Source organism: Streptomyces monashensis, from assembly GCF_001866665.1.
In the GTDB taxonomy this organism is placed as follows: domain Bacteria; phylum Actinomycetota; class Actinomycetes; order Streptomycetales; family Streptomycetaceae; genus Streptomyces; species Streptomyces monashensis.
In genome coordinates this window covers 17,065-40,716 of record NZ_MLYO01000019.1, presented here as the reverse complement: position 1 = coordinate 40,716, position 23,652 = coordinate 17,065, and the positions used below count along the sequence as shown (strand labels likewise).

Genomic DNA, 23,652 nt, shown 5'->3' with positions numbered 1-23,652 from the left:
CACGGCCCCGCGGCAGACCCCGCGAGCCCTCTGCGCCCGGGAACCCGGTCCCGGCCCTCCGCCCGGCCGTGCCGGCCCTCGTCTCCCGCCTGTCGCCGCCGGGCCGGCGGACGCACCGTGAGCCCTCGTCGATCGCTCGGTCCAGGGACCCGGTCATGCCAGTGCCTCCCGCAGTTGCTTCCGGGCCCGCATCGCCCGGGTCTTGACCGTGCCCGGCGGGATGCCGAGCAGGACGGCGGCCTCACGGGTGGACAGGCCGTCGACGACCGTCGCCTGGAGCACCGCCCGCAGCTCGGGCGAGAGCCGGACCAGCGCGCCCGCGAGGTCCCCGTGCTCCACTCCCGCGAGCACGCGTTCCTCGGCGGACGCCTCGTCCCGGTGCCGCAACCGGGCCAGTGCCTGCCGCAGCCGCCCGCGCGCCCCGTCGCCGCGCAGCGCGTCGATGAGCCGGCGCGAGCCGATCCGCCACAGCCACCCCGCCACATCGCCCTCTTCGCGGTAACGGGCCCCGCCCCGCCAGATCGCGAGGAACGTCTCCTGTACGACGTCGTCGACGACCCCGGCGTCCGCGCACCGCCCGCGCAGGCGCGCGGTCAGCCACGGCGCGTAGCGCCGGTACAGCTCCTCGAAGGCGCGCCGGTCCCGGTCCGCCGCGATGGCCCGCAGCAGCTCCCCGTCGCTTCTCTTCTCGCTCACGTCTCCTCATCGGACCGGGGCCCGCGATCGGTTCACGGATCCTCGATCGGTTCCACGGATCCTCGGTCGGTTCTACAGGTCCTCGCTTGACTTCCCGGCCGGGCTTGCACCACCCTTTCACTACTCAATTAGTGAAAGAGTGGTGAGGGCGTGGTCGAGTACCGCATCGACCGGCACAGCGGGGTCGCCACCTACGTCCAGATCGTCCAGCAGACCAAGCAGGCCCTGCGCATGGGCCTGCTGCGGCCGGGCGACCGGCTGCCCACGGCCCGTGAGGTCGTGGAGGCCACCGCGATCAACCCCAACACCGTCCTGAAGGCGTACCGGGAGCTGGAGCGCGAGGGACTGGTGGAGGCCCGGCGCGGGCTCGGCACCTTCGTCCGGCGCTCGCTCGGCGCCGCGACCGCCGACGCCGCGCTCCGCGCCGAGCTGGAGACCTGGACGGACCGGGCGCGTGAGGCGGGGCTGGACCGCGAGGACGTGGCCGCGCTCTTCACCGCCGTACTCGACCAGCGCTTCGCCGTACCCGACGCGCACGCGGCCGAACCCGGCACGCGCGTCACCGCGGACGGCACGCGACGCGACACCGAGCACACCCAGCACACCCAGCACACCCAGCACACCGCGAACTCGCAGGGAGACCCGTCATGACCGACACGGCGCTGAGGGCCGAGGCACTGGGGAAACGGTTCGGCCGGCGGGGACGCTGGGCGCTGCGGGAGTGCGGCTTCCGGCTGCCCGCCGGACGGGTGTGCGCCGTCGTCGGACCCAACGGCGCCGGCAAGTCGACGCTGCTCGCGCTCGCCGCCGGGCTGCTCCCGCCCACCGAGGGCCGGCTGACCGTGCTCGGCACCAGCCCGGCGCAGGCCCGCCCCCGGGTCGGCTTCGTCGCCCAGGACAAGCCGCTGCACCCCCAGCTCACCGTCGCCGAGACGCTGCGCATGGGCGCCGACCTCAACCCTGGGCGCTGGGACGCGGCCGTCGCCGAGCGGGTCGTCGCGGGCGGCGCCCTCGACCCCGAGGCACGTGTCCGCACGCTCTCCGGCGGCCAGCGCACCCGCGTCGCGCTCGCCCTCGCCCTCGGCAAGCGGCCCGAACTGCTGCTCCTGGACGAGCCGATGGCCGACCTCGACCCGCTCGCCCGGCACGAGCTGATGGGCACGCTGATGGCGGACGCCGCCCAGCACGGCACCACGATCGCGATGTCCTCGCACGTGGTCGCCGAGCTGGAGGACTCCTGCGACCATCTGCTGCTCGTCGGCGACGGCCGGGTCCGGCTGGCCGGCGACATCGACGACCTGCGCTCCGCCCACCGCCGGATCACTGCCGAGGCCGACGCCGACCTCGGCCCGCACACCGTGGTCGAGTCCCGCACCACCGGCCGCCAGCTCACCGCGCTGATCCGCCCGGCCGGACCGCTCGCCGGCGACTGGCGCACCTCGGTGCCCTCGCTGGAGGAGCTGGTCCTCGCCCACCTGCGCAGTCCCGGGGCCCCCGGGCTGGCCACGGCGGAAGCCGCCGAATCCACCGGAACCACCGAAGCCGTCACCGAGGAGAGTGCCGCGTGACTGTTCTGACCGGACCGGTCGACGCCGTAGCGACCGTCGGCAGGCCGCGCATGACCCGCTGGGTGGTGCGCCTGCACCGGCCCGCGCTGCTCGCGTGGGCGGGCCTGTTCGCCGTGGTCGCCGGCCTGCTGATCGCCCTGGCCGGCCCGTGGGCCGACGCGGCCGCCGAGGGCTGGCGGCACTACGACGCCTGCGACTTCAACCGGCCGTGCAGCTACGACCAGACCGCGATCCTGCGCTACAAGAGCTGGTACAACTACACGACCTACGCCCTGAACGTGCTGCCCTTCCTGGTGGCCGCCTGGGCCGGGGCCGCGCTGACCGGCCGCGAGCTGGAGTCCGGCACGGCCCGGCTGGCCTGGACCCAGGGCACCTCCCCGGCCCGCTGGCTCGCGGTGCGGCTGGCCGTCCCCGCCCTCGCCCTCACCGCCGGCACGAGCCTGCTGTTCTGGCTGCACCACCGGGCCTGGGCGGCGGGCCGGGGCCGTATCGACACGGCCAAGACCTGGTACGACACCGGGACCTTCCACGCCAACGGGCCCACCACCGCCGCCCTGGCCCTCGCCGGGCTCGCGGCCGGCGCCCTGGCGGGCCTGCTGCTCCGCCGTGCGCTGCCCGCGCTGGTCCTCGGCGCGGTGTTCATGTCGGGCATCTGGGGCACGACCCAGCAGCTGCTGCCCCACCTGTGGCCGGCGGTCACCCGGACGGCCGCCAAGCAGCAGCAGCTCGACCTCGGCGCGGGCCTCGGCGTCGACCACGGCATGCTGACCAGCACCGGCGGCCACCTGCCGCTGCCCGCTTGCGACTCCGAGGCGGCCTGCGACGCGGCCTACGCCAAGGCCGCCGGGTTCTACGACACCTACCACCCCTACTCCCACTACTGGCCCCTCCAGCTGACCACCAGCGCCCTGCTCCTGGCCGTCACGGGTCTGCTCGCCCTCGCGTGCTTCCGGGTACTGCGGCGGCAGGTGTCGTAGGGGGCCGCCCGGCGGGGCGCTCCCCCGGGAGCCGCCCCGCGATATCCCGCACGTCATGTCGCCGTAACCATTGATTCAGCCAGACTTGCGACGCTCGGCCAATGAAGCCCGCCGTGCCAGAGCCTTCGCCGCCCCCCGAGGGGGCCGCGCCGAACGGGGCCGTGACGCTCCCGCCCGCACGTTCCGACGCGCCCGTCACGCCGATGGCGCGGAAGAATGGGGTCATGAGTCAGCCAGACGCCCAGGCACCGGCCCACCCGTCTCCCACCGCCGCCCTCGGCGGAAGCCCCTCGGGCCGCACCTCATATCCGAAGACGCAGCCCCCCGTGGGCTCCATCGCCGCGCACCGCCCGCACACCGTCGCCGCCACGGTCTCCGACCTGGAGCCCGACCTCGATGCCGACCTCGACGACTACGAGGAGACGCCGGGGGACGGCACCCCCCTGCCCGCGGGCCGGTTCCTGGACCGCGAGCGCAGCTGGCTGGCCTTCAACGAGCGCGTCCTGGAGCTGGCCGAGGACCCGAACACGCCGCTGCTGGAGCGCGCCAACTTCCTCGCGATCTTCGCCAGCAACCTGGACGAGTTCTTCATGGTCCGGGTCGCCGGCCTGAAGCGCCGTATCGCCACCGGCGTCGCCACCCGTTCCGCGTCCGGGCTCCAACCCCGTGAGGTCCTGGAGATGATCTGGGCCCGCTCGCGCGAGCTGATGGCCCGGCACGCCGCCTGCTACCACGAGGACGTCGCCCCCGCACTCGCGGAGGAGGGCATACACCTCGTCCGCTGGCAGGAGCTGACCGAGAAGGAACAGGCCAGCCTGTTCACCCTCTTCCGGCACCGGATCTTCCCCGTCCTGACCCCGCTCGCCGTCGACCCCGCGCACCCCTTCCCGTACATCTCGGGTCTCTCGCTCAACCTCGCGGTCGTCGTGCGCAACCCGGTCAGCGGCCACAAGCACTTCGCGCGCGTGAAGGTGCCGCCGCTGCTGTCCCGCTTCCTGGAGAGCAGCCCCGGCCGCTACGTCCCGGTCGAGGACGTCATCGCCGCGCACCTGGAGGAGCTGTTCCCGGGCATGGAGGTGCTGGAGCACCACGCCTTCCGGCTCACCCGCAACGAGGACCTGGAGGTCGAGGAGGACGACGCCGAGAACCTGCTCCAGGCCCTGGAGAAGGAGCTCATGCGGCGCCGCTTCGGGCCGCCCGTGCGCCTGGAGGTCGAGGAGTCCATCGACCGCGAGGTGCTCGACCTGCTGGTCCGCGAGCTGAAGATCTCCGAGGCCGAGGTCTACCCGCTGCCGGGCCCGCTCGACCTCACCGGCCTGTTCCGCATCCACGGCCTGGACCGGCCCGAGCTGAAGTACCCGAAGTTCATCGCGGGCACCCACCGTGACCTCGCCGAGGTCGAGTCGGCGTCGGCGCCGGACATCTTCGCCGCCCTGCGCCAGCGGGACGTCCTGCTGCACCACCCGTACGACTCCTTCTCCACCTCCGTGCAGGCCTTCATCGAGCAGGCGGCCGAGGACCCGGACGTCCTCGCGATCAAGCAGACCCTGTACCGCACCTCCGGCGACTCCCCGATCGTCAACGCGCTCATCGACGCCGCCGAGGCCGGCAAGCAGGTCCTCGTCCTGGTCGAGATCAAGGCCCGCTTCGACGAGCACGCCAACATCAAGTGGGCGAAGAAGCTGGAGGAGGCCGGCTGCCACGTCGTCTACGGCCTGGTCGGCCTGAAGACGCACTGCAAGCTGTCCCTGGTGGTCCGCCAGGAGGGCGACACGCTGCGCCGCTACAGCCACGTCGGCACCGGCAACTACCACCCGAAGACCGCCCGCCTCTACGAGGACCTGGGGCTGCTCACGGCCGACCCGCAGGTCGGCGCGGACCTGTCCGACCTGTTCAACCGGCTGTCCGGCTACTCCCGCCGCGAGACCTACCGCCGCCTGCTGGTGGCCCCCAAGTCCCTGCGCGACGGCCTGGTCTCCCGGATCGACAAGGAGGTCGAGCACCACCGCGCGGGCCGCCCGGCCTTCGTCCGCGTCAAGGTCAACTCGATGGTCGACGAGGCCGTCATCGACGCCCTCTACCGGGCCTCCCAGGCCGGCGTGCCCGTCGACGTCTGGGTGCGCGGCATCAGCGCGATCCGCCCCGGCGTCCCGGGCCTGTCGGAGAACATAAGGGTGCGTTCCATACTCGGCCGGTTCCTCGAACACTCGCGGGTGTTCGCCTTCGGCAACGGCGGGGAGCCCGAGGTGTGGATCGGCAGCGCCGACATGATGCACCGCAACCTCGACCGCCGGATCGAGGCCCTGGTCCGTGTCGTCGACCCGGCACACCGGGCGGCCCTGAACCGGCTGCTCGACACCGGCATGTCCGACACCACGGCCTCCTGGCACCTCGGCCCCGACGGCGAGTGGACCCGGCACGCGACCGATGCGGACGGCCAGCCCCTGCGCAACGTCCAGGAGATGCTCATAGACGCCCGGAGGCGCCGGCGTGGCACAGCAACACCTTGACCCGACGGACCCCGCGGCGGACGTGGCGACAGGAGAGTCCCTCGCGGCCTACCTGCGCGCCCAGGCCACGGAGTTCCTCCGCGCGCTGCGCCTGCACCGGGAGACCGGCGGCGCCCATCAGGCGAACGGCACGGAGGAGTCGGTCGACGCGGCACAGCTGCTGCGCCGCTCGGCCCGCCGCATCAGCGGCAACCTGCACACCTTCCGGCCCCTCCTCGACCCCGACTGGTCCGAGGAGATGCGCCCCGAACTGGCCTGGCTGTCCGGCACGTTGGGCCTGGAGCACGCCTACGAGGCCCGGCTGGAGCGGCTGTTGCTGGCCCTGCACCGGCTGTCGGGGGCGACCGTGCTCCCGGCCCAGGCGGTGGACGCCGCCCTGGCCGCCGCGCCGCTCCCGGCCGGCGGTCCGGGCGGCGCGACGGCCACGCAGGAGCGCGGCAACCTCACCGTGGGCGCGGCCAAGGCGGGCGCCCTGCTGGAGCGCCAGCTGACCCTGGCCCGGACCCGCGCCCACTCGACCGCGCTCCAGGCACTGGGGTCCAGCCGCTTTCACGCCGTGGCCGACAAGGTCGCCGTACTCGCCAGCGAGGTGCCCCTCACCCTCACCGCCCCGACGACCGACCTGCGCCCGCCGGCAGCCGCTGCGGAGGAACGGCTGACGGCCGCCATCGGCGCCCTCCCCCTCGTCACCGCGGGCCACCCGTACAACGCGGAGGCCCTGGTCCACGGCCTGTCCCCGGACCCGTCCCCGCACCCCCAGGACGGCCCCTGGCACCAGGTCCGGCTGCTGCTGCGCCTGCACCGGTACGCCCAGGAGGTGCTCCACGGGGGCAACTCGCCGGTGGACGTGCGGCTGTTGTCGGCGGGGCAGGCGCTGAACCGGCACCGGGACGCCTCGGAGGCGGCGGCCGCGGCGGCGCAGGCGGCCCGCACCCCGCGCATCGCGCCGGCGACGGCGTACGCGCTCGGGGTGCTCCACGCCGACCAGCGGCACGAGGTGGAGGCGGCCCGGTTCGCCTTCCAGCAGGCCTGGCAGAAGCAGACCGTCAACGCGCCCTGACGTCCCGCTGGGAGGCGGTGTGAACGACACCTTGGTGCTGGCCGCCGGCTGTGTGCTCTGGCGCCGCTCGCCGGTCGCCGGGGACCTGGAGATCTGCCTGGTCCACCGACCCAAGTACGACGACTGGTCCCACCCCAAGGGCAAGCTCAAGCGGGGTGAGGACGCGCTCGCCGGGGCGCTGCGCGAGGTCGCCGAGGAGACCGGGTACACGGCCGAGCCCGGCGCCGAGCTGCCGGCCGTGCGCTATCTGGCCAACGGCCGCCCGAAACAGGTGCGTTACTGGGCGGCCCAGGCGGTGTCCGGCCGCTTCACGCCCAACGACGAAGTCGACCGCGTCCTGTGGCTCTCCCCCGCCGCCGCCCGCGGCCGGCTCACGCAGCCGCGGGACCGGGACCTGGTGGCGGACGCCCTTCACGCACTGGCCGTGTGAGTCTCCGCGTCCGTACGGGCCTGGCTGCGGGCTCTGCGGGCCGGGCCGCGCCAGCCGCAGACACAGCGGGCCACACAGAAGCGGCCCTGTTCCGTCGTAGAGGTGAGGTGCTCCCGCCGGACTCGCTCCGGCCCGTCCTGCTGCGCCACGCCGTCAACGGTACTCCTGCGCTTCCCTCGCGCCGTCCGTGCGCCCGCCCGCGCGCGTGACGGTGCCCCCCTACCCGTCGTTAACCGGAACGACTGGGGCCCGTGACGGACGTACCGGCTTGGGGGTAGGCAGGCGATGGATCGGCGGCAGCAACAGCACAGTCACCTGGGCGCAACGGTCGTCGCGGTGGGCGTCCTGCTCGGCCTCGCGGCGGGTGCCACGGGCTGTTCGGACAGCCGGGCCGCCGCCGACGACGTGAAGGGCGCGGGCGATCCGGTCGCCCTGCTGCGCCGGGCCGCCGACACCCTGGGCGGCGCGGGCACGTCGAAGGCCACCACCTCCATGGAGATGGCCGCCGGCGGCACCCGGGTCACCATCCGCGGCAAGGGCGTCTACGACTACCGGCACCGGCTGGGCCGGCTCACCGTCGTCCTGCCCGAGGATCCCGCCGGCGCCGCCGAGCACCGGCCCATCACCGAACTGCTCGCCCCCGGCGCCCTGTTCATGAAGAACCGGGGCGCGGGCGTGCCCGCCGACAAGTGGGTGCGGGTGGACACCGCCTCCGTCTCCGACGGCAACCTGGTGACCGGCGGCGCGACCGACCCGTACGCGGCGGCCGAGGTGCTGCGCGGGACCCGTACGGCGGCCTACGCGGGCCGCACCGAGGTCGGCGGCACCGCCGTACGGCACTACCGGGGCACCGCGAACCTGGCCGACGCGGCCCGCAGCGCCTCCGCCGCGAACCGGCCTGCACTGCGCGCGGCGGCCAAGGGGTTCGCCACGGCCGAGGTGCCGTTCGACGTCTATCTCGACGACCAGGGCCGGATCCGCAAGCTCCGGCAGCGCTTCAGCTTCGTCAACGGCCTGCAGAAGACCCCGGTGGCGGTCGCCTCGACGACGCTGCTGTACGACTTCGGCACCCCGGCCGACGTCCGGCTGCCGCACGCGCAGGACATCTACGCCGGCCGGATCGCGGAGGAGGCCGGCAGGGGCACCGACGAGAACAAGCCATCCCGGGAACCCGCGCGGGAACCCTCGAACTAGCCCGGTGGGCCATCCCTGGACTAGCCCGTCCGTGCCATGCGCGGTGTGTAGAGCGCTGCCTACTCTAGGAAGTCGGTAACGGCAGAGATGAGGTGAGGCGAGTGGCTCCGGTCGGCGGGACGGCGGTTCAGGACCACGTGGCCCTCGCCGAGATCGAGCTGTGCGGAGAGCTGATCATCGCGGCGTCGGCCGCCGAGGACCGGCTCAGCCTGGAGAGCATCGACGAGGTGCTGCGGGTGTACGAGGAGCGGGAGAACTAGCCGTTCACGTGCACTTTCACGTGAACTTCAGGTGCGTGCTCAGGTGCGCGCTCAGGTGCGCAGGAGGCGGCCGATCGCCTTCGTCGCCTCGTCCACCTTCGCGTCGATCTCGTCGCCGCCCTTGAGCGCCGCGTCGGCCACGCAGTGCCGCAGATGCTCCTCCAGCAGCTGGAGCGCGAAGGACTGGAGAGCCTTGGTGGAGGCCGAGACCTGGGTGAGTATGTCGATGCAGTACGTGTCCTCGTCCACCATCCGCTGCAGCCCGCGGATCTGCCCCTCGATCCGGCGCAGCCGCTTGAGGTGCTCGTCCTTCTGCTTGTGGTAGCCGTGCGTGGCGGGGGCGTCGTGGCAGGTGCCCTCGGCGGGGGCCGTGGCGCCGGCCTCGGTCGTCGTCATCGCTGGCCTCCGTCTAGGTCACGATCTTGGTAACAATTGCGTTCACATACCCCTACTGGGTATATGGTAACGAATTTTGCTGGGTATGGGGCCCTTGGTACGCCCCTGTGCTGATCACTGTGCCTGATGGGCGACACTGGGATACGGCCCGATAGCCGTGGCCGGATGATGCGCCTAGCATCAGCCTGACCGAAACCGAAGCACCCCGAGGACCCCACGTGCGCTTTCGTCTGACCCCCAGGGAGACGAGCTTCTACGACATGTTCGCCGCATCCGCGGACAACATCGTCACGGGCTCGAAACTCCTGATGGAACTGCTCGGGGCGGACGGACCTGCCCGAGCCGAGATCGCAGAGCGTATGCGGGCCGCGGAACACGCGGGTGACGACGCCACGCACGCGATCTTCCACCAGCTGAACTCCTCGTTCATCACGCCGTTCGACCGCGAGGACATCTACGCCCTCGCCGGATCCCTCGACGACATCATGGACTTCATGGAGGAAGCCGTCGACCTGGTCGTCCTCTACAACGTCGAGGAACTGCCGAAGGGCGTCGAGCAGCAGATCGAGGTGCTGGCCCGGGCGGCCGACCTGACGGCGGAGGCGATGCCGAACCTCCGCACGATGGACAACCTCACCGAGTACTGGATCGAGGTCAACCGGCTGGAGAACCAGGCGGACCAGATCCACCGCAAGCTGCTCGCCCACCTCTTCAACGGCAAGTACGACGCGATCGAGGTCCTCAAGCTGAAGCAGATCGTGGACGTCCTGGAAGAGGCGGCGGACGCGTTCGAGCACGTGGCGAACACGGTGGAGACCATCGCCGTCAAGGAGTCCTGAGGCGTCGATGGACACCTTCGCCCTCATCGTGACCATTCTGGTCGCGCTCTTCTTCACGTACACGAACGGCTTCCACGACTCCGCGAACGCCATCGCGACCTCGGTGTCGACGCGGGCCCTGACCCCGCGGGCGGCCCTCGCCATGGCCGCCGTGATGAACCTGGCCGGTGCCTTCCTCGGCTCCGGCGTCGCCAAGACGGTCTCCGAGGGCCTCATCGAGACGCCCAGCGGCGGGACCGGCATGGGCATCCTCTTCGCGGCCCTGATCGGCGCGATCGTCTGGAACCTCACCACCTGGTACTACGGCCTGCCGTCCTCCTCCTCCCACGCCCTGTTCGGCGGTCTGGTGGGCGCGGCGCTGGCGGGCGGTACCGGTGTGCACTGGAACGGCGTGGTGGACAAGATCATCATCCCGATGGTCCTGTCCCCGGTGGTCGGCCTCATCGTCGGCTACCTGGCCATGCTGGCGATCATGTGGATCTTCCGCCGGGCCAACCCGCACAAGGCCAAGCGCGGCTTCCGCATAGCGCAGACGGTCTCGGCCGCGGGCATGGCCCTCGGCCACGGCCTCCAGGACGCCCAGAAGACCATGGGTGTGGTGGTGATGGCCCTGGTGATCTCCGGCAACGAGACCTTCGGCGACCCGATCCCGGTCTGGGTGAAGATCGTCTCGGCGGTCATGCTGTCGCTCGGCACCTACGCCGGCGGCTGGCGCATCATGCGCACCCTGGGCCGCAAGATCATCGAGCTGGACCCCCCGCAGGGTTTCGCGGCGGAGGCCACCGGCGCGTCGATCATGTTCGGCACGGCGTTCCTCTTCAAGGCGCCCATCTCCACGACCCACGTCATCACCTCGGCGATCATGGGCGTCGGCGCGACGAAGCGTGTCAACGCGGTGCGCTGGGGCGTGGCCAAGAACATCGTCCTGGGCTGGTTCATCACGATGCCGGCCGCCGCACTGGTCGCCGCGCTGGCCTTCGGAGTGGTCAAGCTGGTGGCGCTGTAGTTCCTTTCTCGCCCACCCGCCCACCCGTCTCGGTCAGCTGAAAAGCCGACCAAGAGGGTGGGCGGTTCGCTGTCCGGGACGCGGCCGGATCAGTGCCGGTCAGCCGGCGGTTGGCCGATCTGGGCCAGTGGCGCCCGGCGAAGCCCCTGTCACGGCCGTCCGAGCTGGCCCAGACGTGCCAATCGCCGACATCGAAACCCGTCTTGGTCTGCGGCCGAGGGGTGCGCCCTGCGGATCGGGCGGGGCGTCAGTCGGCGTACTGCGGGTAGCAGGTGGGCTTCGGGGCGGTCTGCTCGTCGGTGAGCGCCGGCACCGTGAGATTGCCGGTGACCAGCACGTCCTGGTTGCACCAGGAGCCGCTCAGCTCCACGGACCAGCCGCCGGCCTCCATCTCCCAATCGGCGTCGGAGAGCTTCACCACGACACCGCTGCCGCAGATGAACGCCCGGGACGCCTGCGAGACGATCCACTCGGCCTTCCTGGTTTCCGTCGCCCCGTCGTTGTGGCACCTCTCCGCCATCCTCCAGAGCAGGCGCCACCCGACACCGGGGGTCAGTGGCCCCACGTAGGCGAGCTGCTGATCGTCCACGAGCGTGGTCGCGTAACCGAAGACGGGCCCGAAAAGGGAGAAGACAGTCACCCGACCCCGGCCTTTGATCCCTTCGGCAGTTGCCATGAAAACTCCCTGTTTGCCCCTAGAGTCCCCGACCGTGAGAACCGGGACTCTAGGGGCTGGCACTGACAGTGGCCGGTATCAGCAGCAGGGACCGTCGCCGCAGCACGTCGGTTCGTTGCAGTCGGCCTTGGTGCCCCACAGGGACTCGTCGACCTCGTAGCCGTGGGCGCGCATCCTGGCCACGACGTCCGCCATCGTGGCCCTGTCCCTGTATCGGGACTTCGGGGCGTGGTGGATGAACCGGCCGTACCGCGTCTCGCAGAACTCGGCATACTCCTCGGTGTGCAGCATGAACGTGTGCCACCCCGGATCCACGACCTTGGACGGCGACATGGCCTCACCAGTCACGCCCATGACGTCCACGAACGCCAGGGCCTCGGTCATGATCCGCGCGGCCATGGACCGCTCGTGCCCGTATTCCTCGGCGCAGAAGTCCGTCAGCCGCGCGAACAGCTCGGGGGACACGAGGTCCCGGCCTCGCCGCCACGTGACGGCCAACGCTTCAGGTGCCACGGTCATTCGGAAGTCCTCTCTCCCAGCTGATCCGACATGCCCGTCAGTGCGCCGCCATCTGGTGTCGCCGCAGCAGCACATTGGCGTCGGACACAGCGCTGTAGTTCCCACAGGAGCGGGCATTCGTCCGCTCGACGGACAGGGAAAGGCACGTGAAACAACTCGGCTTGGGCGACGGCTCACCGGACGCCCCCGGCCCGCGCTCTTCGCTCTCCATGGCCTCATCTTCGACAGGCCACGGGGCACTGCTCTAGTCGGTTTCCTGTTCCCGCAAGAAATCGTCGCGTATTTCCTCGACCAAGCCTCGCATGACGTCCCCGGAAACGGCCACTTTAGCAAATCGTTCGAATTTTTCGACGTACAAGGCGACGTCTCGCGGATCGGTCACTGTCAGCTCCGCATGAACGGTTTCTACCGTCACCATGCGATCATCCTTGATAGAGAACGAGTGGCTGGGAAAATCGGTCTGCCGCACCGACAGCGGCACGACACGGAAGTCGACGCCGGGAATCCGGGAAACGGAAATGAGCTTGTCGAGTTGCCCGGCCATCACCAGTGGCGGGACGATTCTCCATCGCAGTACGGGCTCCGTGACGATGAAGCGAAGCTGCCGCCCCGGCTCGTACAGGATGCCCTGTCTCGCAAGCCGGGCACCCACTGCTCGTGCAAGCTGTTCCGCAGTGAGATCCTTGCGGCCGAGGACTGCCTGGACATACTCCGGCGTCTGTAGAAGGCCCGGTACGAGCGCGGGTTGAAAGAGGCGCAGCAGAGTCGTACGAGATTCGATCGCCTGGATCTGCTGTTGCTTCCGGTGGTATCCGAGCCGCCGGTACAAGCGCCAGGCCGTCGCCTCGGTCGCCGCTGCCCGAGCCACCGACATGTACTCGGCCTTGATGTCTTCGGAAACCCCCACGGCGGTCAGGATCTGTTCGACGTCCACGACGCTCGGCATGACGGCGCCGTTCTCGATTTTGGACAGCTTGGAACTGGACATAGCCGCGCGGCGGGCGACGGTCTTGGCTTCCTTTCCGGATGCCTGCCGCAGCGCCCGCAGCGCGGACCCCAGCTCAGCCTTGTTCACTCCCCGTGCCGTGCCCACCATTCCGTGAACGGCACAGCATGCGCGAGTGCCGTATCCCGGTAGGCCCGGAAATCGGCCAGCCGCTCCTCCTCCGCGAATTCGCTCCCGAGGTACTTCCCGGCACCGTCGTACGCCATCACCGCAGCAGCCGCACTGTCGAACATCCAGAAGTCGGGCGAGTCGGGGATGGGGTTCGCCTGTTCGGTGGTGTCGATGATGAAGAACTCTTCGCCGACCGTCATGTTGCGCCGATACCCCCAGGACAGCTCGAACCGTAGATAGTCCGTGAGCGGGCGGGACAGAATGTGCACGCGATACACACGCTTACCGGCCTTGGTAGCGTCCCCGACTGTGGTCAGCCACTCTGCCGTCCGGTACGACTCGGGCTGCTCCCGCCCGGCCAGGAAGGCCTGGTAGGCGCCGACTCCTCCCGACTGGCTGTAGTCGTCCAACGTCTCCAGTCGGAACGCTTCGCGCTCGAACGCGGTGAACCACTCCCCCAACGTCAGACTAGATGAGGTCACCACGGACAGCCTTTCGGATCAGTTCTACAGGGATTTCGACGAGGGCTTCGTGCGCCGGGATCTCCCTACCGTGGTCGGCCAGAAGACCTCCCTGCACAACTAAAGTCCCCCGGTCGGTGGCGTACAGCGTCGGGCAATCGCCGTCGTCGCACTCACCCACCAGTCGAATCAGCTTCACCACCACGGGCTCCTCCCAGACGTGGACAGGTCGTCACTGATCGTCCCGACCGTGTCGTGCATTCGGCAAGAGTTCCTGGTTTCCGCTTCTGGAAACCGTCAACACGAAGCGAACGGGCCTCCGGCTTCCGCCGCGTGCGAGAGGAAGTCCGTCCAGGTGGAGGGGATTGACACGTGCCGTGCTTGCTTGACGCTGGATGAGGTGGCGCCGGAGATGGTGGATCAGGTCAGCTGGTAGTCCGCGTGCGGCACTGCTAGGGACCAGACGGAGTCGAACGCGCTCGCGCACAGCTTCACCACGGCCGGATCGTCAGTGAACTCCTCGTCTTCCAGAGCGAGTTCACCGTCTCCAGCGAAATGGTGGAACACCACTGAGCTGTCATCGAAGAGCCAGAAGTCGTTGCCCGGCAGAGCGAGCCCGGAGGCACGGCGGCGGGGCAACCAGCGAACCTGCTCACCTGCGGCGAGGGTGGGACCGGTCAGGTGGTGCTCGAAGCTGATGTAGTCCGACACCGGCTCCGACACGATCCGCGCCCTCCGCACCTCGACCCCCTGGCCCACCAGGTCGGCGATCAGTCGCAACCACGGCCGACGCTCAGGGTCACTGTCGGCCGGGTCGTTCCTGACGCCCTGCTGCCAGGCAACGAAACGGGGATCGGAACGCATGTAGCCGTCGCGCATCTCCAGGTGCACGGCAGCACGGGTACAGCGCCGAAGCCGCTCCTCAAGCGTCGGCATCGCCACCGCTGTTCACCTCCAGAAAGAACTGCACCATGCGTCGGGGGATCTCTACGACGTCTTCGTGACCGGGCAGATCCAACTGCGAGCGCCTGTCCTCATCGGTCACCTTCCAGCCCTGGACCAGGTAGGTGTCCTTCTCATCGTCGAGGTACACGGTCGGCGACTTGCCCTCAGGACTCTCGGGGTCCTTGCCCAGCTTGCGCAACGTCATGCCTGGCCTCCTTTGACCGTGATGGGCGATCACTGGAACGAGCTTGCAGGCCAGGACGCCGCCACCACCACGAACTTGCACGAACTTCTACGAGGCTCTGCCCCCTGCCGCGTAGCGGATGAACTCCGTCCAGGTGGAGGAGGTAATGGTGAGCTGGAGGCCACCGGTGTTCTTCGAGTCGCGGATGTGGATCGCCGAGGGGGTGGTGGCTATCTCGACGCAGTTCGAGCTGTCGCCGCTGTAAATGGATTTCTGCCAGTGAAGTGTCTGCACTGTCGCTCTCTCAGATGTCCCGGATGAGGCTCTGGATGAAGTCGCGCGACTTGGCGGCCCCGAGCGCGCAGGACTCCATGTGATCCAACACGTCACGGTACTTACTCAACTGTGCCTCCCCGTCGAGGAATCCGCACCCACCGTGATGGGTGTCGAGCTGGACCGTGTCGAGCTGCGGAACCGGGCCCTCGACGTAGTCGAAGGACTGACCCGTGCTCGGGTAGTACTCCGCTTCGAAGGGGATCACCTGGACGGTGACATGCGGCAACTCGCTCATGTCAAGGAGATGCTTGAGCTGACCGCACCTGACGTCAGGACCACCGAACCGCATCCGAAGAGCTGACTCGTGGATGATCGCCGCGTATGCGAGCGGCTCTTCCCGGTGCAGAATGCCCTGCCGTTTCATGCGGTGCGTGAGGCGGTGCTCGATCTCGTACTGCCGCATGGGCGGCACCACAGCCCGGAAGAGGGCGCGGGCATGGTCGGTGGTCTGTAGCAGTGCGGGAATGTGCAGCGCGAGGGCCACCCGCAATCCGGCCGCGTGGTGCTCCAGTTCGGCCAGGTCGACCAGTGCGGCCGGGAGGTGTTCCCGGTACTCCTCCCACCAGCCGCGCGTCCGGCGTCCGGTCATTGCCGCCAAGGCGTCGACCATGGCCCCGTCCGAGCAGTCGTACGCGGAGGCCAGCGACCGTACGCGGTCGGCGCTGAGGGAGCTGCGGCCCGTCTCGATCATGCTGACGCGCCCCTGGTTGACACCCAGGAGCGCTGCGGCCTGGGTGACCGTGAGCCCGGATCGCTCGCGAAGTTTGCGCAGCTCGGCACCAAGACGGCGTTGGCGCAGAGTGGGATTGTTGACCGGCGGCAAGGCACGTCCTTTCAGGCTGAGACGCGGCACTCTCGTAACCCACACGAGGCAAAAAGCGGATTCATCTTCCTGATTTGGAAGATGAATCTCCCCTCGGGTCCCACTGTAGTGCCCGTACCGCCCAACTCCCCACGCCCATAAGCCGGAAGCGCACCTACCTCAGGCAGAGCCACCGCCCTGAAGTGGTCAGTTGAGCGAACCCAAGTCCCTTCTCTCGACGGAGGTCTTCATGGGCACCGTATCCCTGCCCGACACCTGGGTGTACGCGCTTCGCCTGCCCTGCGATCCGCGTGCGGCACGCGTCGCACGTACGACCGTGCGAGCTGTGCTCAGCGGGCACGGCAGACACGAAGTCCTGGACTCCGTCGAGTTGTTGACGTCCGAACTGGTTGCCAACGCCTTCCGGCACACCGACGGCCCCGCATCCCTCCGGCTCACCGCCCTCGCGGACGGGCGGATCCGGGTCGGGGTGTGGGACCGGCATCCGCGGATCCCCGCCCCCTTCGGGGAGCCTCCCCGGGATCGGGTACCGCCCGCTCCGGTGAACGCGGAGCAGGGACGCGGGCTGCACCTCGTACAGGAATACGCCGATTCATGGGGCGGGCTCCCCCTCGGGGACAGCCCGCTGGATCGGGGCGGCAAACTGCTGTGGTTCGAGGTGGGCGCCTGACAGCACCCTTCCAGCCGACCGAGTCGGGTGGGCGGGTGGGCGAAGCAGGCGGCCGAGCCGGAACGCAGTGGGCCCGCCCCCGGGAGCCAGGGGCGGGCCCTTTTGCGTCCTCGCGGTGGCACCGCCATGCAGCACCGCGAGGGGATCAGGGGCGATCAGCCGAAGCGGCCCGAGATGTAGTCCTCGGTCGCCTGGACCGACGGGTTGGAGAAGATCCGCTCCGTGTCGTCGATCTCGATCAGCCGGCCCGGCTGCCCGACGGCGGCCAGGTTGAAGAAGGCCGTACGGTCCGAGACGCGTGCCGCCTGCTGCATGTTGTGCGTCACGATGACGATCGTGAAGCGCTCCTTCAGCTCGCCGATCAGGTCCTCGATGGCGAGGGTGGAGATCGGGTCCAGGGCGGAGCAGGGCTCGTCCATGAGGAGGACCTTGGGCTCCACGGCGATCGCCCGCGCGATGCACAGGCGCTGCTGCTGGCCGCCGGAGAGGCCGGAGCCCGGCTTGTTCAGGCGGTCCTTGACCTCGTTCCAGAGGTTGGCGCCCTTGAGCGACTTCTCGACGATGTCGTTCAGCTCGGACTTCTTGAAGCTGCCGTTGAGGCGCAGACCCGCCGCCACGTTGTCGAAGATCGACATCGTGGGGAAGGGGTTGGGGCGCTGGAAGACCATGCCGACCTCGCGGCGCACGGACACCGGGTCGACGCCCGTGCCGTACAGGTCCTCGTCGTCCAGCAGCACCTTGCCCTCGACACGGCCGCCGGGGGTGACCTCGTGCATACGGTTCAGGGTGCGCAGGAACGTCGACTTGCCGCAGCCGGAGGGGCCGATGAACGCCGTCACCGAGCGCGGCTCGACGGTCATCGAGATGTCCTCGATCGCCTTGTGGGAGCCGTAGTAGGCGGTCAGACCGCTTACGTCGATTCGCTTGGCCATTGCTACTTCACTTCCAAAGTCTGGGGGTCGCTGTGGGCCCCGCGCGGCGGTAGCCGCATATTGATGCTCAGCGACCGGTCTTCGGGGCCTTCCAGCGGGCGATGCCGCGGGCCACCAGGTTGAGGATCATCACGAAGGCGATCAGCGTGAGCGAAGCCGCCCAGGCGCGGTCGTAGGCCGCGGTCGAACCGGAGCTGTTCGCGTACTGCTGGTAGATGTACAGCGGCAGCGCCTGCTGGGCACCCGAGAACGGGTTGTTGTTGATGAAGGAGTTGCCCCACACCAGCAGCAGGATCGGCGCCGTCTCGCCCGCGATACGGGCGATCGCCAGCATGATGCCCGTGGTGATGCCGCCGATCGAGGTCGGCAGGACCACCTTCAGGATGGTGCGCCACTTGGGCACGCCGAGCGCCAGGGACGCCTCGCGCAGCTCGTTCGGTACGAGCTTGAGCATCTCCTCCGTCGAGCGGACCACGACCGGCATCATCAGGATGGCCAGGGCCAGCGAGCCGGCGAAGCCGAAGGGCTGCATGTCGAACATCAGCATCAGGCTGAGGATGAACAGACCCGCGACGATCGACGGGATACCGGTCATCACGTCGACGAAGAAGGTGACCGCCTTGGCGAGACCGCCACGGCCGTACTCCACCAGGTATACGGCGGTGAGCACACCGATCGGGGCACCGATCAGGGTGGCGAGGCCGACCTGCTCCAGGCTGCCGATGATGGCGTGGTAGATACCGCCGCCCGGCTCGGAGTCGGCGACGACGCCCATGGAGTGCGTCAGGAAGTAGGGGTCGAGGACCTTCACACCGCGCTTGACGGTGGTCCAGATCAGCGAGACCAGCGGGATGACGGCGAGCAGGAAGGCCACCCAGACCAGGGAGGTGGCAAGGCGGTCCTTGGCCTGCCGCTTGCCCTCGACCTTGGTCGCGATGGCGAACGTGGCGAAGAGGAACAGCAGCGCGGCGATCAGGCCCCACTCGACCTTGTTGCTCAGCCCCGCGCCCGCGCCGATGCCCACGGCGACCACGACGGAGCCGGCGGCGATCGCCCAGGGCGACCACTTCGGCAGACGTGCGCTGCGCAGGCTGCTCGGCAGCTTGTCGGTGACGGCTGCGGTGCTCATGCGTTGGCCCCCGAGTACTCCTTGCGGCGGGCGATGATCGCGCGGGCCGCGCCGTTGACCAGCAGGGTGATGACGAACAGGACGAGACCGGAGGCGATGAGCGCGTCACGGCCGTCCTGCGTGGCCTCGCCGAACTTGCTGGCGATGTTCTGGGCGAAGGTGCCGCCGCCCGGGTCGAGCAGGCTGGACTGGATGTCGAAGGTCGGCGAGAGCACGGTGGCGACGGCCATCGTCTCGCCGAGGGCGCGGCCGAGGCCGAGCATGGAGGCGGAGATCACGCCGGAGCGGCCGAAGGGGAGGACCGCCATGCGGATCACCTCCCAGCGCGTGGCGCCGAGGGCGAGCGCTGCTTCCTCGTGCATCTGCGGGACCTGGCGGAAGACCTCGCGGCTCACGTTGGTGATGATCGGCAGGATCATGATCGCGAGCAGGATGCCGACGGTGAGCATCGAGCGGGGGGCACCGCCCTGCCAGGAGAAGATCCCGGTCCAGCCGAGGTAGTCGTTGAGCCAGCCGAACAGGCCGTTCATGTGCGGTACGAGGATCAGGGCGCCCCACAGGCCGTAGACGATGGACGGCACGGCGGCGAGCAGGTCGATCACGTAGGCGACGGGACCGCTCAGCCTGCGCGGGGCGTAGTGGGTGAGGAACAGCGCGATCGCGACCGCCACCGGCACGGCCAGGACCATGGCGACCACCGAGGAGACCACGGTGCCGAAGGCCAGGACGGCGATGCCGAACGACGGCGGGATGAGGTTGGTGTTCCACTCGAAGGTGGTCAGGAAGTTCCCGTGGTCCTTGCTGATCGCGAGGGACGCGCGGTAGGTGAGGAAGGCCGCGATCGCGGCCATGATCACCAGCAGCAGGATGCCCGAGCCGCGGGACAGGCCGAGGAAGATGCGGTCACCGGCACGGGTCGCGCCGCGCGGCTTGCTCTTCTGCCCGGTCGTGGCCGGCTGGGGGGCGGGGGGAGATGCGTCGGTTGTCTTCGTCGATATGTCCATCGGGTTCTCCGGTCTGCGGAGCCCTGCACCGGGTGGGGTGCGTGGCTCGTGGCGGCGGTGCACCGGACGGTGCGGCCCGGTCCCGCGGGGAGGCGGGAGAGACCGGGCCGCACTCTCGGATCAGGTCAGCTCAGGCCCGCGATGGTGGTGCGAACCTTGCCGATGATCTCGTCGGGCATCGGCGCGTAGCTGATGCCGCTGAGGATCTTCTGGCCGTCCTCGGACGCGATGTAGTTGAGGAAGGACTTGACGGTGGGCAGGGTGTCGGCCTTGTTGCCCTTGTCGCAGGCGATCTCGTACGTCACCAGGGTGATCGGGTAGGCGCCGTCGGCCTTGGTGTTGTAGTCGAGCTTCAGCGACAGGTCCTGGCCGGTGCCGACGACCTTGGCGGCGGCGATGGCCTTGGTGGCGCTGTCGGTGCTCGGGGCGACCGGCTGGGCGGCACCCGTGGCGATGCTGGCGGCCTTGACGCCGTCACCGACGTAGGAGAGCTCGAAGTAGCCGATGGCGCCGTTGGTCTGCTTGACCTGCTGGGCCACACCGGAGGACTGGGCGGCGGACTGACCGCCGGAGGCCTGCCAGGTCTTGCCGCCCGAGTACTTCCAGTTGTCGGGGGTGGAGGCCTTCAGGTACTTGGTGAAGTTGTCCGTGGTGCCGGAGTCGTCCGAGCGGTGGAAGGCCTGGATCTTCAGGTCGGGGAGCTTCGCCTTCGGGTTCAGCTTCGCGATCGCCGGGTCGTTCCAGTTGTTGATCTTGCCGTCGAAGATCTTGGCGAGGGTCGGGGCGTCGAGGACGAGGTTGTCCACGCCGTTCAGGTTGTAGCCGATGGCGATGGCGCCGCCGACCATCGGGAGGTCGATGCCCTGGCCGCCGGAGCAGACCTTCTTGGAGGCGGCGACCTCCGCGGGCTTCAGCGCGGAGTCCGAGCCGGCCCACGGGATCTGGCCCTGGGTGAACGCCGTGACACCGGCGCCGGAGCCGCCGGCCTTGTAGTTGATCTGCACGCTGCAGGCCTGGGAGAAGTTCTTCACCCAGGCGTCGATCGCGTTCTTCTGCGCGGAAGAGCCGTCCGACAGCAGCTGCCCCTTGGCGCCGTCACACTTGATCGCGGACGCGTTGGCGGCCGACGACGGGTTGCCCGACGCGTTCGAACCGCCACCGGTGTTGTCGGAGCCGCACGCCGTCAGGGCCAGGGCGCCGGAGACGGCGATCGCGCCGAGGGAGATGGCGCGGAGCCGGTTCGTGCGCTGAAGCTTCACTTTCGGGAGTTCCTTCCAGGAGCCGCCGCGGACGGCGGCGTGCGAAGTTGTCTGACGCGGGAGCTCAGCGCATCCATGGCCGCACTCCCCATCGGGTACGGCCGAAATTAGGCAGAACAGGTGAAGCCGCCGATGGCCAGAAGTGAACGGGGGGTGAACCCCTGCCATCGGCCTGGTTAGGTCACGGAATGCTTACGGGGAGGGCACGCGCCGGTCCCGACGGCAGGGTTACGCGCACACGTCTTCGGCGTTCGATTCCCTGTGTGCGAACTGTTACGAACTTTCCCGTCCACCATGCCGTCTCACCCCAGGAAGGACCAAGGGGGTCCGGGGGGACTGGGGAAAGGCAAGAGACGACGATGGGCATGGAACGCCGTACGTTCATCGCGGGCGGCGCGGCCGCACTGACCGCGACCGCACTGACCGGGTGCAGCACGGGCTCGGGTACGACCGCGACCGCGGGATACACGAGCTCATCGTCGCGCACGGCGCTGATGACCACCAGCCAGAGCGCCGCCGCGAACTGGTCGGCCCTCGCCCACGACCTGGACGGCACCCTGGTCCGCCCCGGCGACGCGGCCTGGAAGACGGCGCACCAGCTCTACAACACCCGCTTCGACACCCTGAAGCCCGCCGCCGTCGCCTACGTCGCGCACGCCGACGACATACGCACCACTCTCGCCTACGCCCACTCCCACGGCATCCGGGTCTCCATACGCAACGGCGGCCACTCCTACGCGGGCTACTCCTCCGGTGACAACCGCCTCGTCCTCGACGTCTCCAGGCTGAACCGCATCCGGGTCAGCGGCGGCCAGGCGGTCGTCGGCGCCGGCTCCAAGCTGATCGACGTCTACCGGGCGCTCGCGGCCAAGGGCGTGACCATACCCGCGGGCTCCTGCCCGTCGGTCGGCGTCTCCGGCCTGGTCCTCGGCGGCGGCCACGGCGTCGCCTCCCGTGCCTACGGCCTGACCTGCGACAGCCTGACCCAGGCGACCGTGATCACGGCGGACGGCACCCAGGTCACGGCGAACGCGTCGTCGCACTCCGACCTCTTCTGGGCGCTGCGCGGCGCGGGCAACGGCAACTTCGGCGTCGTCACCGAGCTCCAGTTCAGGACGCACGCGGCGCCGCAGGCGGTCACGGCGTACATGACCTGGCCCTGGTCGAAGGCGGCGGCCGTCCTGAAGGCCTGGCAGGAGTGGGGCCCGACCCAGCCCGACGAGATCTGGTCCTCCCTCCACCTGGAGTGCTCCCCGGGCCGCACGCCCGGCATCTCCGTGGCCTGCTTCTCCATGGGAACGTACGGCGAGCTCCAGAACGCCGTGGACCGCCTCGCCCACCTGGCCGGCGCGAACGCCTCCTCGGTCACCCTGCGCCGCAAGGGCTACGAGGAGGCGATGGAGGCCTACGCCGGCTGCACCTCCTTCTCCTCCGACGCCCAGTGCCACCTGCCGGGCTCGACCCCGGGCCGCTCCCCGCAGGGCGCGCTCGCCCGGGAGACGTACGCGGCCCGCTCCGACTTCTTCGACCGCTCGCTGTCCGCGGCGGGCATCCAGACGGTGCTGCGGCAGATCGCCGCGGTCCGCGGCGGCGCGGGCAGCATCGCCTTCACGGCCCTCGGCGGCGCGGTCAACCGCGTCAGCCCCACGGCGACGGCCTTCGTCCACCGCCGCTCGCGCATGCTGACGCAGTACATCGCGTCCTGGGGCGCCGGTGCCTCCGGCAGCACGGCCCAGTCCTGGCTGGCGTCGGCGCACGGCGCCATGCAGCCGTACGCCTCCGGCGCCGCGTACCAGAACTACACGGACCCGACCCTGGGCAACTGGCGCAAGGCCTACTACGGGGACGCGGCGAGCCGCCTGGGCAAGGTGAAGCAGAGCTACGACCCGCAGCGCTTCTTCTCCTACGCGCAGGGCGTCTGAGGAAGCCCGAGCGGGAGCGGGATCCGGCCGACTACGCCGCCAGATCCCGCTCCTCGTTCTCCAGGGACGGACGGGCGCCCGGCATCAACGCCCGGTCCTGCCCGCGCCCTTGCGCGGCCCGGCTCCGCACGATCCACCCCGCGCGCGGCGACCGCTCCACCGCGCGCGTCAGCGGGGTGAGCAGGGCCATGGCCGCCGGGTACAGCAGCAGGGTGACGGCCGTGCCGAGGGCGAAGCCGCCGACGACGTCCGTCGGATAGTGCACGCCCATGTACACCCGGCAGAAGCCTTCCAGCAGCGCGAGCCCTATCCCCGCGACGCCGAAGCGGCGGTTGGCGACGAACAGCCCCACACCGAGGGCCATGGTGATGGTGGCGTGGTCGCTGACGAAGGAGAAGTCCGTCTTGCCGGGGACGAGGACGTCGAGCCCCTGGTGATCGACGAAGGGCCGGGGCCGTCCCACGAACCCCCGGATGGGGATGTTGACGAGTACGGCCAGGCCGGCGGCGAGCGGTGCCCACACCAGCGCGGCGACGGAGGACACGGCGTCCTCCCCGCCCCGGCGCCGCACGGACCACCAGCACCACAGCACCAGCAGCACCATGGCGAGCAGCAGCCCGTACTCCCCGACGAACGCCGTCGCCCGGTCGAACCAGTGCGGGGCGTCCCTGGCCAGGCCGTTGATGTCGTAGAGCAGGCCGACGTCGGGGTTCGATCCGGATTCGGCGAGTACAGCCAT

At 69.8% G+C, this 23,652-nt stretch carries 28 protein-coding genes; 12 read left to right on the top strand and 16 right to left on the bottom strand.

Annotated elements, in window-relative coordinates:
* Positions 1-153 precede the first annotated feature (153 nt).
* Entirely contained in the window at positions 154-696 is a 543-nt protein-coding gene (locus BIV23_RS11815) for an RNA polymerase sigma factor (protein WP_071380751.1), read from the bottom strand.
* 150 nt (positions 697-846) lie between these two features.
* On the opposite strand from BIV23_RS11815, the gene BIV23_RS11810 reads away from it, so the two are divergent.
* The 8 genes from BIV23_RS11810 to BIV23_RS50255 all read left to right on the top strand — a co-directional run bounded on the left by BIV23_RS11810 (position 847) and on the right by BIV23_RS50255 (position 8,695).
* Positions 847-1,347 (top strand): GntR family transcriptional regulator, encoded by a 501-nt coding sequence (locus BIV23_RS11810; RefSeq protein WP_079173096.1) that lies wholly within the window; start codon positions 847-849, stop codon positions 1,345-1,347.
* Positions 1,344-2,264, top strand: coding sequence for an ABC transporter ATP-binding protein (locus tag BIV23_RS11805; RefSeq protein WP_071380750.1), 921 nt, complete (start codon positions 1,344-1,346; stop codon positions 2,262-2,264). Before BIV23_RS11810 ends, BIV23_RS11805 begins: the two co-directional genes overlap by 4 nt.
* Positions 2,261-3,241, top strand: coding sequence for an ABC transporter permease (locus BIV23_RS11800; protein ID WP_245790494.1), 981 nt, complete (start codon positions 2,261-2,263; stop codon positions 3,239-3,241). Before BIV23_RS11805 ends, BIV23_RS11800 begins: the two co-directional genes overlap by 4 nt.
* Positions 3,242-3,342: 101 nt before the next feature.
* Positions 3,343-5,751 carry an RNA degradosome polyphosphate kinase gene (locus tag BIV23_RS11795; protein ID WP_079173095.1) on the top strand — a complete coding sequence of 803 codons (2,409 nt, stop codon included), beginning with the start codon at positions 3,343-3,345 and terminating at the stop codon, positions 5,749-5,751.
* Complete coding sequence (locus tag BIV23_RS11790; RefSeq protein ID WP_071380748.1) at positions 5,732-6,811, top strand: CHAD domain-containing protein; 1,080 nt, start codon at positions 5,732-5,734, stop codon at positions 6,809-6,811. The genes BIV23_RS11795 and BIV23_RS11790 overlap by 20 nt, the downstream gene beginning before the upstream one ends.
* 19 nt (positions 6,812-6,830) lie before the next feature.
* Complete coding sequence (locus BIV23_RS11785) at positions 6,831-7,241, top strand: NUDIX hydrolase (protein WP_071380747.1); 411 nt, start codon at positions 6,831-6,833, stop codon at positions 7,239-7,241.
* 285 nt (positions 7,242-7,526) lie between these two features.
* A complete protein-coding gene (locus tag BIV23_RS11780) occupies positions 7,527-8,435 on the top strand; it encodes an SCO4651 family lipoprotein (RefSeq protein WP_071380746.1) in 909 nt (302 codons plus the stop codon).
* Between the two features lie 101 nt (positions 8,436-8,536).
* The gene (locus BIV23_RS50255; protein WP_177235600.1) at positions 8,537-8,695 is read left to right on the top strand and encodes a hypothetical protein; all 159 of its coding nucleotides are present in this window, start codon (positions 8,537-8,539) and stop codon (positions 8,693-8,695) included.
* Positions 8,696-8,746: 51 nt separating this feature from the next.
* Here the strand turns inward: BIV23_RS50255 and BIV23_RS11775 are convergent, their stop codons facing one another.
* Positions 8,747-9,091 carry a metal-sensitive transcriptional regulator gene (locus BIV23_RS11775; protein ID WP_071380745.1) on the bottom strand — a complete coding sequence of 115 codons (345 nt, stop codon included), beginning with the start codon at positions 9,089-9,091 and terminating at the stop codon, positions 8,747-8,749.
* A 218-nt stretch (positions 9,092-9,309) separates the two neighbouring features.
* Between BIV23_RS11775 and BIV23_RS11770 the strand changes: the two genes are divergently transcribed.
* Both BIV23_RS11770 and BIV23_RS11765 read left to right on the top strand, forming a co-directional pair.
* Entirely contained in the window at positions 9,310-9,930 is a 621-nt protein-coding gene (locus BIV23_RS11770) for a DUF47 domain-containing protein (protein WP_071380744.1), read from the top strand.
* Positions 9,931-9,937: 7 nt separating this feature from the next.
* Positions 9,938-10,936 carry an inorganic phosphate transporter gene (locus BIV23_RS11765; RefSeq protein ID WP_071380743.1) on the top strand — a complete coding sequence of 333 codons (999 nt, stop codon included), beginning with the start codon at positions 9,938-9,940 and terminating at the stop codon, positions 10,934-10,936.
* Positions 10,937-11,183: 247 nt separating this feature from the next.
* On the opposite strand, the gene BIV23_RS11760 is transcribed toward BIV23_RS11765, so the two are convergent.
* The 9 genes from BIV23_RS11760 to BIV23_RS11725 all read right to left on the bottom strand — a co-directional run bounded on the left by BIV23_RS11760 (position 11,184) and on the right by BIV23_RS11725 (position 15,997).
* Positions 11,184-11,612, bottom strand: a complete 429-nt coding sequence (locus BIV23_RS11760; RefSeq protein WP_071380742.1) for a hypothetical protein — start codon at positions 11,610-11,612, stop codon at positions 11,184-11,186.
* Between the two features lie 78 nt (positions 11,613-11,690).
* The gene (locus BIV23_RS11755) at positions 11,691-12,131 is read right to left on the bottom strand and encodes a glycine-rich domain-containing protein (RefSeq protein ID WP_071380741.1); all 441 of its coding nucleotides are present in this window, start codon (positions 12,129-12,131) and stop codon (positions 11,691-11,693) included.
* Positions 12,132-12,375: 244 nt separating this feature from the next.
* Positions 12,376-13,206: a helix-turn-helix domain-containing protein gene (locus BIV23_RS11750; RefSeq protein WP_071380740.1), complete on the bottom strand. Its 831-nt coding sequence runs from the start codon at positions 13,204-13,206 to the stop codon at positions 12,376-12,378.
* Entirely contained in the window at positions 13,203-13,730 is a 528-nt protein-coding gene (locus tag BIV23_RS11745; protein WP_071380814.1) for a DUF6879 family protein, read from the bottom strand. Before BIV23_RS11745 ends, BIV23_RS11750 begins: the two co-directional genes overlap by 4 nt.
* Positions 13,717-13,908 carry a hypothetical protein gene (locus BIV23_RS11740; RefSeq protein WP_071380813.1) on the bottom strand — a complete coding sequence of 64 codons (192 nt, stop codon included), beginning with the start codon at positions 13,906-13,908 and terminating at the stop codon, positions 13,717-13,719. Before BIV23_RS11740 ends, BIV23_RS11745 begins: the two co-directional genes overlap by 14 nt.
* Before the next feature lie 221 nt (positions 13,909-14,129).
* Entirely contained in the window at positions 14,130-14,645 is a 516-nt protein-coding gene (locus BIV23_RS11735; RefSeq protein ID WP_071380812.1) for a DUF6879 family protein, read from the bottom strand.
* Positions 14,632-14,859, bottom strand: a complete 228-nt coding sequence (locus BIV23_RS11730) for a hypothetical protein (RefSeq protein WP_071377625.1) — start codon at positions 14,857-14,859, stop codon at positions 14,632-14,634. Before BIV23_RS11730 ends, BIV23_RS11735 begins: the two co-directional genes overlap by 14 nt.
* Before the next feature lie 87 nt (positions 14,860-14,946).
* Entirely contained in the window at positions 14,947-15,132 is a 186-nt protein-coding gene (locus tag BIV23_RS46080) for a DUF397 domain-containing protein (RefSeq protein ID WP_079173094.1), read from the bottom strand.
* Positions 15,133-15,142: 10 nt separating this feature from the next.
* Positions 15,143-15,997: a helix-turn-helix domain-containing protein gene (locus tag BIV23_RS11725; protein ID WP_071380739.1), complete on the bottom strand. Its 855-nt coding sequence runs from the start codon at positions 15,995-15,997 to the stop codon at positions 15,143-15,145.
* Between the two features lie 229 nt (positions 15,998-16,226).
* Here BIV23_RS11725 and BIV23_RS11720 point away from each other — a divergent pair, with 229 nt between their 5' ends.
* Positions 16,227-16,667, top strand: a complete 441-nt coding sequence (locus tag BIV23_RS11720; RefSeq protein WP_071380738.1) for an ATP-binding protein — start codon at positions 16,227-16,229, stop codon at positions 16,665-16,667.
* A gap of 155 nt (positions 16,668-16,822) precedes the next feature.
* Here the strand turns inward: BIV23_RS11720 and pstB are convergent, their stop codons facing one another.
* The 4 genes from pstB to pstS form a co-directional block, all read right to left on the bottom strand.
* A complete protein-coding gene (pstB, locus tag BIV23_RS11715) occupies positions 16,823-17,599 on the bottom strand; it encodes a phosphate ABC transporter ATP-binding protein PstB (RefSeq protein WP_071380737.1) in 777 nt (258 codons plus the stop codon).
* A gap of 67 nt (positions 17,600-17,666) precedes the next feature.
* Positions 17,667-18,728: a phosphate ABC transporter permease PstA gene (gene pstA, locus BIV23_RS11710; RefSeq protein ID WP_071380736.1), complete on the bottom strand. Its 1,062-nt coding sequence runs from the start codon at positions 18,726-18,728 to the stop codon at positions 17,667-17,669.
* Complete coding sequence (pstC, locus tag BIV23_RS11705) at positions 18,725-19,732, bottom strand: phosphate ABC transporter permease subunit PstC (RefSeq protein WP_071380735.1); 1,008 nt, start codon at positions 19,730-19,732, stop codon at positions 18,725-18,727. The genes pstA and pstC overlap by 4 nt, the downstream gene beginning before the upstream one ends.
* Before the next feature lie 125 nt (positions 19,733-19,857).
* The gene (gene pstS, locus BIV23_RS11700) at positions 19,858-20,991 is read right to left on the bottom strand and encodes a phosphate ABC transporter substrate-binding protein PstS (RefSeq protein WP_071380734.1); all 1,134 of its coding nucleotides are present in this window, start codon (positions 20,989-20,991) and stop codon (positions 19,858-19,860) included.
* 365 nt (positions 20,992-21,356) lie between these two features.
* On the opposite strand from pstS, the gene BIV23_RS11695 reads away from it, so the two are divergent.
* Positions 21,357-22,913, top strand: a complete 1,557-nt coding sequence (locus BIV23_RS11695) for an FAD-binding oxidoreductase (RefSeq protein ID WP_071380811.1) — start codon at positions 21,357-21,359, stop codon at positions 22,911-22,913.
* Positions 22,914-22,944: 31 nt separating this feature from the next.
* Here BIV23_RS11695 and BIV23_RS11690 read toward each other — a convergent pair whose 3' ends face one another.
* Positions 22,945-23,652 (bottom strand): phosphatase PAP2 family protein, encoded by a 708-nt coding sequence (locus tag BIV23_RS11690; protein WP_071380733.1) that lies wholly within the window; start codon positions 23,650-23,652, stop codon positions 22,945-22,947.